Annotated in this window: 13 protein-coding genes; 9 read left to right on the forward strand and 4 right to left on the reverse strand. The window is 56.9% G+C overall.

Annotated elements, in window-relative coordinates; all coding sequences use genetic code 11:
* Window positions 1-189: 189 nt before the first annotated feature.
* Window positions 190-2,271: a M13 family metallopeptidase gene (locus tag FHY18_RS19220; RefSeq protein ID WP_259159154.1), complete on the reverse strand. Its 2,082-nt coding sequence runs from the start codon at window positions 2,269-2,271 to the stop codon at window positions 190-192.
* 164 nt (window positions 2,272-2,435) lie between these two features.
* Window positions 2,436-3,323, reverse strand: a complete 888-nt coding sequence (locus FHY18_RS19225; protein ID WP_259159156.1) for a LysR family transcriptional regulator — start codon at window positions 3,321-3,323, stop codon at window positions 2,436-2,438.
* Between the two features lie 135 nt (window positions 3,324-3,458).
* Here FHY18_RS19225 and FHY18_RS19230 point away from each other — a divergent pair, with 135 nt between their 5' ends.
* From FHY18_RS19230 to FHY18_RS19245, 4 genes are all read left to right on the forward strand, one after another.
* Window positions 3,459-4,211: an SDR family oxidoreductase gene (locus FHY18_RS19230; RefSeq protein ID WP_259159158.1), complete on the forward strand. Its 753-nt coding sequence runs from the start codon at window positions 3,459-3,461 to the stop codon at window positions 4,209-4,211.
* 278 nt (window positions 4,212-4,489) lie between these two features.
* Window positions 4,490-5,179 carry a glutathione S-transferase family protein gene (locus FHY18_RS19235; RefSeq protein WP_259159161.1) on the forward strand — a complete coding sequence of 230 codons (690 nt, stop codon included), beginning with the start codon at window positions 4,490-4,492 and terminating at the stop codon, window positions 5,177-5,179.
* Between the two features lie 207 nt (window positions 5,180-5,386).
* On the forward strand, window positions 5,387-6,376 hold the full coding sequence (locus FHY18_RS19240; RefSeq protein WP_259159163.1) for an antitoxin Xre/MbcA/ParS toxin-binding domain-containing protein: 990 nt from the start codon (window positions 5,387-5,389) through the stop codon (window positions 6,374-6,376).
* A gap of 365 nt (window positions 6,377-6,741) precedes the next feature.
* Window positions 6,742-7,218 (forward strand): hypothetical protein, encoded by a 477-nt coding sequence (locus FHY18_RS19245; RefSeq protein WP_259159165.1) that lies wholly within the window; start codon window positions 6,742-6,744, stop codon window positions 7,216-7,218.
* A gap of 145 nt (window positions 7,219-7,363) precedes the next feature.
* Here the strand turns inward: FHY18_RS19245 and FHY18_RS19250 are convergent, their stop codons facing one another.
* Window positions 7,364-7,498, reverse strand: a complete 135-nt coding sequence (locus tag FHY18_RS19250) for a hypothetical protein (RefSeq protein WP_259159166.1) — start codon at window positions 7,496-7,498, stop codon at window positions 7,364-7,366.
* Window positions 7,499-7,531: 33 nt separating this feature from the next.
* Window positions 7,532-7,744, reverse strand: a complete 213-nt coding sequence (locus FHY18_RS19255) for a hypothetical protein (protein WP_259159169.1) — start codon at window positions 7,742-7,744, stop codon at window positions 7,532-7,534.
* Window positions 7,745-7,785: 41 nt separating this feature from the next.
* Here FHY18_RS19255 and FHY18_RS19260 point away from each other — a divergent pair, with 41 nt between their 5' ends.
* The 5 genes from FHY18_RS19260 to FHY18_RS19280 all read left to right on the forward strand — a co-directional run bounded on the left by FHY18_RS19260 (window position 7,786) and on the right by FHY18_RS19280 (window position 13,464).
* Complete coding sequence (locus tag FHY18_RS19260; RefSeq protein WP_259159172.1) at window positions 7,786-8,133, forward strand: helix-turn-helix domain-containing protein; 348 nt, start codon at window positions 7,786-7,788, stop codon at window positions 8,131-8,133.
* A gap of 202 nt (window positions 8,134-8,335) precedes the next feature.
* Window positions 8,336-8,479, forward strand: a complete 144-nt coding sequence (locus FHY18_RS19265) for a hypothetical protein (protein ID WP_259159173.1) — start codon at window positions 8,336-8,338, stop codon at window positions 8,477-8,479.
* A gap of 584 nt (window positions 8,480-9,063) precedes the next feature.
* Window positions 9,064-9,474 (forward strand): restriction endonuclease, encoded by a 411-nt coding sequence (locus FHY18_RS19270; RefSeq protein WP_259159174.1) that lies wholly within the window; start codon window positions 9,064-9,066, stop codon window positions 9,472-9,474.
* Window positions 9,475-9,536: 62 nt separating this feature from the next.
* The gene (locus FHY18_RS19275; RefSeq protein ID WP_259159175.1) at window positions 9,537-11,633 is read left to right on the forward strand and encodes an ATP-dependent endonuclease; all 2,097 of its coding nucleotides are present in this window, start codon (window positions 9,537-9,539) and stop codon (window positions 11,631-11,633) included.
* Window positions 11,626-13,464 (forward strand): UvrD-helicase domain-containing protein, encoded by a 1,839-nt coding sequence (locus tag FHY18_RS19280; RefSeq protein WP_259159176.1) that lies wholly within the window; start codon window positions 11,626-11,628, stop codon window positions 13,462-13,464. The genes FHY18_RS19275 and FHY18_RS19280 overlap by 8 nt, the downstream gene beginning before the upstream one ends.
* Window positions 13,465-13,738 lie beyond the last annotated feature (274 nt).

The following is a 13,738-nucleotide window of genomic DNA, read 5'->3' on the forward strand; positions in this document are numbered from 1 at the left end:
CCAACGCAATCTGCGTGTACGCGGAGACTGCAGGCCTTGCACGCACAGCCGACGCCTCTGCACGACCTTGGTCTGGGTCGGCCATCTGGATCGGGGCTTGGCCGCGACCATCCTGATCATTAGCCTGCCCTGCGGACTGTCCACGCACCACCGCGGCCTGCGCGCCCGCCACACCGCCGAACGTCCGCCTCACCAGACCTGTACACGCTCCTGATCGGTGCGCACCATCGCATCGCCCGCCTTGCACGAGAACGCCTTGGCGTACTGCGGCATGTTGGACGGCCCGGCATTGACGCGTACCACGCTGGGCGGATGCGGGTCGGCATTGAGTGCCTTTACCTGGGCTTCTTCGCGGCGCGCATTGCGATACAGCCGGGCCCAGTTGATGAAGAAGCGTTGCTCGGGCGTATAGCCGTCCACGGCGACATTGCGCTCGGGGTGTTGTTGCAGATCCAGCATCAGCGCGTCGTAGGCGATGGTGATTCCGGTGAAGTCGGCGATGCTCTCGCCCAGCACCAGCTGCCCGTTGACGTGCAGGTCCGGCCTGCTCTTGAGCGGCACATAGCGGCTCATCTGCTGCTTGATCCTGCCGGTGCGCGCGTCGAACGCGGCAACATCCGCGGGCAACCACCAGTTGCGGGTGGCGCCGATGGCATCGAACTGCCTGCCCTCGTCATCGAAGGCATGGCTGATCTCGTGACCGATCATGCCGCCAATTCCGCCATAGTTGAGGCCATCGTCGGCCGTTGCCGCAAACAGCGGCGGCTGCAGGATCACCGCGGGGAAGTAGATGCTGTTTTCGCGCGGATAATAGAAGGCATTCACCGTCTGCGGGGCCACGTCATCCCAGTGCGTCCGGTCTACCGGCTTGCCGATCCTGGCCATGTTTTGGCGATGATTGAAGGCGGCGGCCCGTTCGATGTTCTGCAGATAAGTGCCCGTGTCCAGCCGCAGGCCCGACCAATCCTGCCAGGTGTCCGGATACCCGATCTTCGGCATCATCTGGGCCAGCTTGTCCAATGCCTTGGCCTTGGTCGCAGTGCTCAGCCAGTCGGCGCGCGCGATGCGCAGCTTCATGGCAGCGCGCACGTTCTCCACCAGCGCCAGCGCTTGCTGCTTGGAGGCCGGGGGGAATTTTTGGGCAACATACAGCTGGCCCATCGCCTCGGCGATCGTCGTGTTCAATGCATCAATCACCTGCTTCCAGCGCGGCGGCTGCACCTGCCGGCCCTCCAGCGTCTTCGAGTAAAAAGCAAAGCGATTCTCGACAAAGGGTTTGCTCAGTGCCGGCGCTGCGGTGTCGATGGCATGAAAGCGCAGATAGGCCTGCCACTGCGCCACCGGAACGGTCTGCAACAGCCCATCGAATGTCTTGAAGAACGCGAGCTGGGAGAGCGCAAGGCCCTTCTCGCCGTTGACACCCTGCGCTGCCATGAAGCGGTCCCAGGCAAAGTGCGGCGTCAGCGCATGGGCCTGCGCGGTGGTGAGCCAGTGATACATGTTCTTCGGCTCGCGCTGCTCGGCCGGCGTGAGCAGTGCGGCGGCCAGGCGGCTTTCCAGCTGCAGCACTTGCCCGGCCTGCACCGCCGCTTGCTCGGCCGGCACGCCGGCCAGGACGAACGTGCGCTGGATGTACGCAAAGTAGGCCTCGCGGATGGGTGCGTATTGCGCATCCACATAATAATTTTTTGCGGGCAGGGTCATGCCTTGGACCAAGGCATAGCCCACCATCTTCGACACATCCTGCGCGTCGGGCTGGGCAATGAACTGGAACACCACGCTGTCGCCCGCGGCGTGGCGCTGGGTGATGAAGCCGGCAATGTCGCCCGCGTTCTTCAAGGCATCGATCGCCGCCAGCCGCTGCTGGATGGGCGCCGCGCCCAGGCGCTCGATGCCCGCCTCGTCCATGCCCGAGGCGTAGAACGTCCTGACCAGCTGCTCCACGGAGCCGCTGGCCGGTTGCGCCTTCAGCAAGGCCTCTGCAATGGCGTGCTGATCCCGATAGCTGGCGTTGTAGACGTCGTACGAGGTGCCGATGCCCACCTCGTCGTCGGGGATGCCCTTGGCCAGCGTCTTGCCGTTGGCAAAGGCATTCAGATCCTGGCAGGCGTCGGCAGCGGGATCCAGTTCGCTGATATCCAACGCCGGTGAAGCCGCAGTGGTCGCCGCCGCAGGCGTGGATGCGGTGGGCGCGGTCGCTTGCTCGCTGGCCTGCTTGCAACCGCTCAATGCCATGAAGGTGGCAAGCGCGAGAATGTGTCTGCTCAACATGGTCGTGGCAGCCGTGCGTGGGGAAGGTGCAGCGAGCTTAGGCGAGCCTTGCGCGCAGGTTGCGCGCGGGCGAACAAAGTTGAGTATTCCCGCGCCCGCAGCGGCACACGCGTGCAGGAAAGCGAAGCGCTGGCGGCGCACCGGCATCGGCACCGCGAGTGTCGCTAACGGTTGAGCTGCGGAATCTTTGCAAACGCCTCGGCAATGAAATCCATGAACACGAGCGCGCGCTTGGGCACCAGCCGGTTGGCGGCGTAGACGATCTGCATCGGCGCCGGCGGCGGCGCAAAGGCATCCAGCACGGTCTGCAGTTCGCCCGAGGCCAGGCCTTGCTCGTACAGCCACGCCGGGCCCTGGCCGATGCCGAGCCCGGCGCTGACTGCCGCGCGCGCGGCCTCGGGCGAGTTGACCCGGAACCGGCCGGACACCGGCACGTCGGTATCGCGAAAACGCCAGCTCGCCCCGGTGCTGAGCAGCGTGTACAGCACGCAGTCGTGGTGGCGCAGGTCCTCGGGCACGGCCGGCACCCCGCGCCTGTCCAGGTAGGCGCGGCTGGCCACCGTCACCCGCGTGAACGCGCCGATGCGGCGTGCGCGCAGCGCGCTGCTGTCCAGGTGGCCGATGCGGATGGCCAGCTCCGCGCCTTCGTCTAGCAGGTTCACGTAGCGGTCGTTGATCTGCAGGTCCAGCTCCAGTGCCGGAAACCGCTGCAAGAACGCCGGCACCAGCGGCAGCACGAAGGTGTGCGACAACGCCGTGGGGCAGGCCACCCGCAGCAGCCCGGATGGCTGCACATCGTCGCGCAGCGCCATTTCAGACTCGCCCACCGCATCCAGGATGCGGCGCACCTCCGCGTAATAGCGCTCGCCCTCCGGGGTGAGCACCAGCTTGCGGGTGGAGCGGTTGAGCAGCCGGGTCTGCAGGTGTTGCTCCAGCGCCGCCACATGCCGGCTGACATTGGGCTGGCCCAGCCCCAGGTCGCGCCCGGCGGCAGAAAAGCTGCCCGTTTCCACCGCGCGGGCAAAGCAGGTCATCAGCAGAAACCGGTCCATGCGTCCTCGATTCATGCGCACAGCGCATGAAGGTTATGTTCCCGCAGGATCTTATAGCAGCAGGCGCATGGGGCGACGATGCCGCATCCAAGGCCGCCATGCGGCGGCCGGGCACCGCACCATCAGGAGCACACCATGTCACGTCTTGCAGGCAAACGTACCCTCATCACCGGCGGCACCACCGGCATTGGCCTGGAAACCGCAAAGCAGTTCCTCGCCGAAGGCGCCCGCGTCATCGTCACCGGCGTCAACCCCGAGTCCATCGCCAAGGCCCAGGCCATCCTGGGGGCCGACGTGCCGGTGCTGCGCGCCGACTCGGCCAGCGTTGCCGCCCAGCAGGAGCTGGCGCAGGCGGTGCAGGCCCATTACGGCCAACTGGACGTGGTCTTCCTCAACGCCGGCGTCTCGGTCTGGGTGCCGATCGAAGAGTGGACCGAGCAGGCCTTCGACGCCTCCTTCGCCATCAACGTCAAGGGCCCGTACTTCCTGCTGCAGGCGCTGCTGCCGGTGCTGGCCAACCCCGCCTCGGTGGTGCTCAACACCTCAGTCAACGTGCATGCCGGCATGGCCCGCTCGTCGGTGTATGCCGCCACCAAGGCCGCCTTCCTCAGCATGACCAAGACCCTGTCCAGCGAGCTGCTGGGCCGCGGCATCCGCGTCAACGCCGTCAGCCCCGGCCCGGTGGAAACCCCGCTGTACGACAAGCTCGGCGTGCCCGATGCCTACCGTGCGAAGCTCAATGAGGAAATCGCCGCCAGCATCCCGATGGGCCGCTTCGGCACCCCGGAAGAGGTGGCCAAGGCGGTGCTGTACCTGGCCTCGGACGAATCCAGCTGGACGGTGGGTTCGGAAATCGTGGTCGACGGCGGGCGCCTGCTCAACGGCTGAGCCTGGCGGCCCCCCGCCAGGCGCCGGCAGGCGGCGTGCATTGCCGCCATCGCCGGCAAGCATTCGCGCCGCACCCTGCCGGTCACGCCAACCGGCGCGGCCACGGACCCCCGGCGCGGCGCTGCCCGCGCCGGCACTCTCGCGAGGCCGGCACCCACCTTCGCCTGCGCATCGCCATGCACCGGTTGCATGGCGATGCGCAGGCGGTTTTTGCCCTGCACGCACGGCCGGCCCACGGCTGCCCTGGCACCCCCCTTTTGCAACGCGAGCCATTGCCCATGCCCAACACCCTCACCCTGATCAGCCACCCGCTGTGCCCGTTCGTGCAACGCGCCGCCATCGTGCTGCTGGAACACGATGTCGCCTTCGAGCGCGTGGATATCGACCTGCATGCCAAGCCGGACTGGTTCCTGGCCCTGTCGCCCACCGGCAAGGTGCCGCTGCTGCGCATCGGCCAGCCGGATGGCAGCGTGGCCACCCTGTTCGAGAGCGTGGTGATCTGCGACTACCTCGACGAGACCAGCGGCAGCACCTGCCTGTACCCGCGCGACCCGCTACAACGTGCGCAGCAACGCGCCTGGATCGAGTTTGCCGCGCCCACCTTTGCCGACGCCTGGCAGTTCCTCAACGCCAGCGACCAGGCCAGCGCCGACACCGCCAGCGCCGCCTTCCGCGGCAAGCTGCAAAAGCTCGAGCAGGCGCTGGGCCAGGGCCCGTATTTCGCCGGCCCCACGTTCGGCATGGTCGATGTAGTGTTCGCCCCGCTGCTGCGCTACTTCGGCCTGCTGCCCGCCGATGTCTGTGCACCCCTCTTTGAAGGGCTGCCGCGCATCGGCGCCTGGCGCGCCGCCCTGGCCGCCCGGCCCAGCGTCATCGGCGCGGTGGCGCAGGACTACGCCAGCCGCTTCCAGCAGCATCTGCACAGGCAGCGCGCCCTGCTGGCAGACGCGGTGCGTGTGCCTGCGTAAGAAGCCAACTGCCCCGTGTGGCGCCGTTGAGTGCGGTGGAGCTAATCAGGCTCGCGTAAAGCAACACGGCAGATGCACAGACCGGCCTTGTCATGGCAGGCGCATGCCTGGTTGACAGGCCTTTCGGTCCCGGCTAACGTCTGCCCCAACAACTAACCCTCATTGCTACGGGCTTGCACCATAGGAGTCAGGGAGAAAAAGCCGGCCTTGAGCCGGTTTTTTCATTTCAGGGAAGCGGAAATGGCAACGCTAAGGACGCGCGTCTATATAGACGGCTATAACCTGTATTACGGGTGTCTGCGTAAGACACCCTACAAGTGGTTGGATCTAGTCGAACTGTTCGGCAAGCACATATTGCCCTCGATTCTGCATCGAACCGCGCCGCATGCGCCTGCTTCTCGCATGGTTCTGGACCACTGCGCAATCCGTTATTTCACCGCCCCCATTGTGCCCCGGGCTGCAAAAGGTACCGACTCGGTTGCATCGCAACTTCAATACCACCGTGCCCTGGCTACAAACGACCGCATTTCGATCACATCGGGCTATTACTCGCTCAGCAAGTCGAACCAGTACGTCGTAGATGCAGCGGATCCTGACAAAGATCCACGCGAATGCGGGAAGATCACCGTGTGGAAGCTGGAAGAGAAGCAGTCAGATGTCAATCTGGCGCTGTCTTTGTATGACGATGCAATCAATTGCCGCGAGCTCGATCAGTTGGTGGTTGTCACCAACGATACCGACATCGCACCAGCACTGGAGCTGATTCGCAGAAAAGCCAACCACCTGATCATTGGTCTGGTGATTCCAACCAGGCGCGATGACAACAACCCAATGAAGAAAGAACGCCAGCCCAACGGGGAGCTGCGCAAGCATGCGCACTGGGTTCGCAAGCACATAGCACTGGAAGAACTCGCTGCCTCGCAATTGCCACGCGTGATCCCCGGAAAGAACAAGGACGCAACCAAACCCATCTCCTGGTACGCGCGCCCCGATCTTCTACAAGCGGCCATGATCGCTGCCAAACCGATCAAGCCAAAGCCCAGAGATTTTTTCCAATGGGCAGACACGCACAACCCGTATCTGCGCAATCAGCGACCGATCGACCTGCTGGAACACGATGCCGGCGCGGCATTGGTGATGGCATATATCGAGCAATACATCCGCGATCACATCCCCACAGACGCCAACCTTACCTAGGTAAACAGGCTTCCATGCCCATGTCATCGATCCTTCCGTCGATGGCGCGCGGGACATCGGGCGTTGAGGTGATGGACATCCTCAAGCTGGACCGCTGACGTATCGTCGCCTGGCGTGATTACTTCGATGTTAATGCGGGCCAGGCGATTTCCACCGGTATAGGAAGCTCCAAGTAACCGCCACCGCTCGTCTGGCAAGCTGCGCATGGGCCCTGCAGGCATCGAAGCGGCGAGGATGGTGGATGCCTTCGCCGCGCCGCAGCCACCTGGCGCATGCGCATCCCTACCCCGCCTCCAGCGCGGAACGACGTTGCGGCGCAATGCGGCTGAGCCAATACTGTGCAGGTCTTCTTTCAGCAGAGCGCCATGCGCGCCTTCTTTCTCTATGTTGCAGCGCCTTCGATTCTGCTGACGGCGTTGGCAACCGCCCACGCAGCCCCGGCCGCTGAGTTATGCGAGGTCTTGCGCGCCTTTGTCCGTGCAGTACAGCCGGGACAGACACGCAGCTTTGCGTTCCGCACCTCGTGGGGAACCAACTTCAAGCATGCGCAAGAGCAGGCGCTTTCTGCCAAACGGTGTGAGCACGGTGGCGACCCCGCCGCGCAGGCGGTCTGCGCCTACCTGATGCAGCATGGGCAAACAGAGCTTGCAGACGCCACGGTAATGGACTCGGTGGCCTGCCTATCGAGCAGCACCACATTTGACAGCAGCCTGAGACTGCATCACGCCGAGCTGTCCTTTCGCCATGAGGCCATCAACGCAGCCGCGACGGTCACAGTCACCTTTGGCGAAGAGACGGAACAGGGCGGCATGGTGTTTCGACTTCAGGCAGAAGGCGACTAGGCGCCGCCCTACATTTGCTCAGAGGCGCAACGCGCGTCGAGGTACCAAGCAACCGCTCACTAACCGCGCGTGCGGTTGCGTCGAGCGACTGTGGAAGGTCCGCATCCGGGCACGTACTACGGGTGCAGCACGCAGGCCTGCCGCGTCAATGAATCTGCAACTCCGCAATCTTGCCGTCCACCAGCTGGAACACATGCTCCAACTGCAGCGGGCTCTGCGGGAAATCGCCAGACACCCGCGCGGTGACATTCACTTGCTCGCCCTGGGTGTGCACGCCCACCGGCACCGCACGATACGGCGTGGTGGCTTGCGTCTATGCCAGCCATGCCGCAATCGCAGCAGCACCACGGTGCTGGCGGTGCTCGTCGTGCACCACCGCATCGTCGGCCAGGTGCGGCAGCAGCACCGCGGCATCGACGGCATCGACGGCATTGCTGGCGGTAAAAAAGCAGGCAATGGCGGAGGGCAGGGCAAGTGACATGGCGGCGGTCCGGTAGAAACGGTATGCCATGATCGGCAGCGGCATCACCTGCCGCAAGAACGCACGCAAAGGTAAGTCACGCACCCATGGGAAAGCCGCACACCCCGGACACCGCCGCGTGCGATGTCGAAGCCCTGCTCAAGCTCATCGAAGGCCGCTGGAAACTGCTGCTGCTGTTCCACCTGTTCGACGGCAAGGTGCAGCGCTACTCGGATCTGGAACGGCTGATTCCCGCCATCTCGCAAAAGATGCTGGCCCAACAGTTGCGCCAGCTTGAACGCGACGGCCTGGTGCTACGCACCGTCTACGCGCAGGTGCCGCCGCAGGTGGATTACCGCCTCACGCCATGGGGCCAGGCTTTGTGCCCCGCACTGGATGCCATGCTCACCTGGGGCCAGGCGCGGCAGCTGTTGGCCGAACCATCGCCGCAGTGATGGCTCGGCACGCCGCTGTGGTACGCCGGCCTTAAAACACCAGGCACATAGCGCCACGCATGTCGCCAGATAACTTGCCCAGATAACACAGCGGCGGTCTTGCAGTATCTGCCGTCTCGCGCGCTGCAACCAGACTTGTGTGGCCAGCATAATCGGCCTAGTTTCGCCTCGCCACCACTGGGGTGGCGAGGAGGTCACACGCATGGCGACCAACGAGAAAACCGGCCCCAAAGCGGCCAAGGCCGCAAGCAAGGTCCTGCGTAGCGGCAGCACCGGCAAGGCTTCAAAAACAGCGGCCGGGTCCGCTTTAAGTCAAACGCCGGATAAAAGCGGCAAGAAGAAATAAGCGAACGCTGCAGTAAATGGTAGAGGCGCTGGCACAAACACGGGCGCCTCTCACCATGCAATTCAGTGCGCGCAATCACAGCGGATGACACCGCTAGTACAAAATGTCAGGTGCCCCGCTGACAAAACCACTACATAACGGTAGTGTGCAGACTGGAACGGGGGTTTCATGCATGGGAAGCAGACGGGGAATTACCGGGTTTACGGCTGTGCGGTCATTACCATTGCCGCTTGGGCTCGCTTTGGGGGTTGGCGGTTTTTTAGTCAACAGTGACGGTTTGCTATGGCTGCTGTCGCAAAGCTGCCCAATCGCACAGGTTTTTAATCAACGCATCAGTGAAGCGCATTCACCTCTCGCATGGATAGTGCTGAGCATTTGCTGTCTCGTTGCACTTGCTTCGTTTATCCGGAGCTATCAGCGCCGCAAGCTGGCGGATACCCGCGCCACGCTAGAGATTCTGGCCGCCAGCGGCTGGCGACGTCTCGAATTGATGCTAGGAGAAGTTTTCCTCCCCAACGCTATGTAGTGGAAGGATTCTGCTCAGCGGCGCCAATGTCGTTATCGAACTGATCCTAGGCAGAGACATGCTGCCGCATCTTGGTGCAGTACAAGCGATGGAAATTCCATCAGGAGGGGCAAGCGTGGTGCGCGAGATATATGCATTGCTGGCGCAGTACAAAGCTAGTGCGGTGAAGAGTGTTTGCAGCGGTTTATTTACAAGCGACGCCGAGAAATTTGAGCACGACAAACCTATTGCGCTGGCAAGTGGTGCGCAGCTGCTAGAAAAGAATCGGCAGATACAGTTGCCGGAGGTTGCCCGTACCGCAGATGCAATGCATGTCGATGCGAGCTTCGCGAAAAGATTGAATGATGCCGCTCCAGAAAATTTTGAGCTTTCCGCATCGACGGTGCACATGTGGAGAGGACGAACAAGCGGACGGATCCGATGTTCAAGAGTTTATCAGATTTGCGAGCTTTCGAGCATGAACCACTAAAGATTAAATAATTTTCAAAAATCAGAATTACACTAAAATTTTCAAATCAAAAAGGGTGGTTTATGAAGCTAAGTGAAGTGTCCATCCACAACTTCAGACGACTAGAAAACGTAAAAATAGACATTGAAGACAATGAAACAATATTCGTTGGGCCAAATAATAGCGGTAAAACTTCTGCGACCGCGATATTCAGGTGCTTTCTCGGTGATCGTGAGTTTAAAGTTCACGATTTTTCAATCGCAAGAATTGCCGAATTTGATAGCTTTATTGAGAGTGAAGGCGCTACCTTGCTACCTTCTATTAGCCTAGACCTCTGGTTCGATATTGATCCGACAAAAATTGTATTTGGACAAATCTATACTCTTTTACCCAAGCTCTTCGATTACACAAAGGTTGGAGTCCGGGTTTCTTACGTAGCTGAAGATGCTAAAAAACTTTATTCTAGCTATAGCGCGGCCTACCCTGCTCTAGAAGATGGATCAAGAGCTAAATCTTTGTCCCAATACCTTGCATTAGATAAAAACCTTACAAGAAATTATCTAATAAAATATTTTTCGTTAGAACGTGATGGCGCTAGTTCCGGAAAAATAGAAAAGGTTCTTGAGAAAAAACTGGACCAAGACGAAGGGAGGCAACTACTGAAAAAACTTGTGCGTGTCGAATTTGTCGACGCACAGCGAAATATCAATGATGATGAGAGCAATAGAAGTAATAAACTTTCTGCTGCATTTGCTTCTTTCTATCGGAAAAATCTTGAGCAAGCTGATCATGCCGCTGAGGCACACAAGGTCATAGACGATAATAATAACAAGCTCACAGCACACTATGAGAGCCAATTCTCGCCTCTGATGAAATTGATCAAAAGCCTGGGTGTGCCATCAATCAATGATCGAGATTTAAAAATAATTTCTTCCTTGAGTCCGGAAACTGCACTGCGCGGAAACACTGAACTACTATACGTTGACGTAGCTCGAAACCATGAATTGCCAGAATTGTACAACGGGCTAGGCTTTAAGAACCTAATATTTATGGCGATCCAAGCTAGGCATTTTCATTCTCAATGGGTTATGACAAAAGAGAATAGGCCATTAAGCCTTCTAATCTTCATTGAGGAGCCTGAAGTTCATTTGCATGCTCAAGTCCAGCAGACATTTATTAATAACATATGGGCAGTAATAAACCAATCAGCGAAAGAGGCGGGCCAGCCTAGCTTTGTCCCCCAGCTGATAGTGACTACGCACTCATCGCATATTCTAGAAGCGATAGATTTTGAGAAAGTTCGCTATTTTCAGAGGTGCTATCACCAAAGCGACCAAATCAACGCCGGAGTGCGAAATGCTTCTGTAGTCCGGAGCCTACGTGCTTTTGAACCTGAAATAGAGATGTCAGGAGACAAGAAAATTTCTGCAGAAGAATCACTGCAATTTCTTAAGCGCTATCTGCGGTTGACGCATTGCGATCTATTCTTTGCTGACGCTGCTATCCTAATTGAAGGTGCGGTAGAAAAACTGCTCATCCCATCCATGATAGGTAAAGTGGCTGAACGCCTAGGGTCGACATATCTCTCATTGTTAGAGGTGGGTGGGGCTTATGCGCATCGATTCGAGGGATTGCTGGAGTTCTTGCAGATTCCGTATTTGATTATCACAGATATAGATTCAGTTGTCGGAACTGGTCATCCCACAGCATGCCGTGCCGACTCTAATGGTGCGCGTACATCGAACGCAACACTGAAAAAATTGTTCACAATAAACACAATTGCTGAGCTGATGAAGTTGACTATAGAAGAAAAAACAGCAGGCAAAGATAGATTTATAGCGTTTCAAACTTCCATTACTGTGGTAGACGGTGATCTCAGCCAAGAGATGTTGCCGCGAACCCTAGAGGAAGCGATAGCGTACGAAAATTTCGATCTTGTAAGATCTGGCGCAATGTCACTAGGGGATACAGTTCCAAAAAATCTCGCTGAGGCGTACCAGAAAATATACGAGATGATTAAATCAGACAACTTCAAAAAGACAGACTTTGCGATGGATGTATTGGCTAGCACCAGCAAATGGATTTCGCCGACATATATCGCTGAGGGCCTTAAATGGTTAGAAAATCGGCTTTGCTCGAAGGAATTTTCCAAAGCTCCTGGGGGGGCTTCAAATGGCTGATTTTTTTGAAAACTTGGCCGACAAGCAAATACAGATTTGCTTGGATGCTGGACGTAGTTTTTCGGTAACCGCAGGGGCAGGCTCTGGTAAAACCAGTTCACTTGTAAAAGCTCTTCTGAGTGTCCGTGATCTATACGGGCAGCATCTACGCCAGCAAGGACAAAACATTGCTTGTATTACTTATACTAAGCGCGCAGTAGACGTGATCACATCGAGGCTAGGGTTTGATAACTTGTATGTTGTTTCGACGTTGCATAGCTTCCTTTGGGGGCAAATAAAATATTTTTCTCTAGACATACGTGAGGCGCTCGTAAATCGCAGAATTCCAAACCTGATTGCAAGGGCTAGAGAAAAAGATAATGGTGGAAATAGCAAAGCAGCTCGCGACGCACGCGTAAAGGTTTTACGCTTGGAAAATGAATTGGTCGCAATTGCGACTGTAGTTGATTTTAATTACAGCGACACGCAATTTAGCGACTACGCTGGTGGTCAGATTAGTCATGACGATGTTATAGATATTGCCGCCTATCTGTTTTACGCCAATCATACATTTAGACGTATTATTGGGTTCCGCTTTCCCTATATATTTATAGATGAGGCTCAGGATACATTTGCTGACATAATCGCGGGTCTTAATTTGGCTTCGAATGAGTATGGATCGCCGGTGGTTGGCTATTTTGGTGATCCATGGCAGCAAATTTACGAGGGAAGTTGCGGCGTGTTTCCCCCTCCTTCAAGAGGACTTAAAATCACAAAAACTGAAAATTTTCGATGCTCCGAAAGTGTGATTAGATTACTGAATGCCTTTCGTGGGGATGTCCAGCAATATGCTGCGGGCGAAAACCAAGGAAAAGAGGGCAGTGTGACATTTCGGCTCATCAAAGCAGAAAATCCTACAGAGAAAAAAAATCGGTATTCTGAAGAGCAAATAGATAGGGCATTAAACAAGATGGATATAGCCCTCGAAGAGTGGGGCTGGTCCGGTGACCAGGATGTCATCCGTTTGTTTCTTGTTAGGCAGATGATCGCCAGACGATTAGGCTTCGCAGGATTGAATCGACTTTTCACCGGTGATTACGCATCCGCACATGCACAGGACGCTTTCGAAAATGGGGATCATTTTTTGGTAGCCCCGTTTTTATCTTTAATATGTCCGCTAATCAAGGCTAGTAAAGTTAAGGATGAGCGTGAAATTATAGATGTTCTAAGATTGGTTAGCCCAGCTTTTTCGGCCGATGGTCCAAATTCATCAATGACGCTGAAATACATGATTGATTTATCTAAGTCATTGGTTAATCAGCTTGTTGAAATATGGGGCAACGGGACAGTTGGTGAAGTACTGCGATTTTGCGTAGAGAAGCATTTAATAAAATGCTCCGGAAAGCTTAAATCTCACCTTGATAGGCCCGCTCGTGAAGAGGAATATTCGGATGAGATTCATTCGACAGAGAAAACAGACTGGCTAGCCGACGCATTTTTCAAAATGGACTCTTCGCAGCTGTTGCCATATGTATTTTTTATAAACAAAAATACCGCATTTAGTACTCAGCACGGAGTGAAAGGGGAAGAGTACAAGAAAGTCATGGTAGTTTATGACGATGTCGAGGCTAGTTGGAATAACTATAGCTTTAGTAAGCTTTTGACACCTGGGCTGGCTGGGGAACCCACAGAGAAGCAGCTGGATAGAGGGCAGAAGCTGGCATATGTCTCTTTCTCGAGGGCCATGGAAGACTTGCGGGTCATTTTATTCACGCCTAATCCCGCACAAGCTAGGCAAGAACTTATCAGCCGTGGGCTCTTGCGGCCAGAACAGGTAGAGATATCCGAATAGTAGCTAGCGATGACATAGGTATAATGATCTAATTGTGTAAATTTTGAAATAAAAATATGTGTAGGGCATGCATCCGCGCCACAATTAAAACTGAAAGTGGTCCGTCGTGCGGCATAAATCGCGTTACGCCAAATCCTATCGTGAAATATTGAACTGAAAAAGGAGTAAATAAATTAACAAAGCAGTTAATCATTGCATCATGCCTGAAATAACGGGGTCAGGTTTACTTACCCAATCCAACGACCCTGCCATCCATCCGCAGCATCCAACAACT

It is taken from the genome of Xanthomonas sp. 3793 (assembly GCF_024806835.1).
GTDB classification, from domain to species: domain Bacteria; phylum Pseudomonadota; class Gammaproteobacteria; order Xanthomonadales; family Xanthomonadaceae; genus Xanthomonas; species Xanthomonas arboricola_F.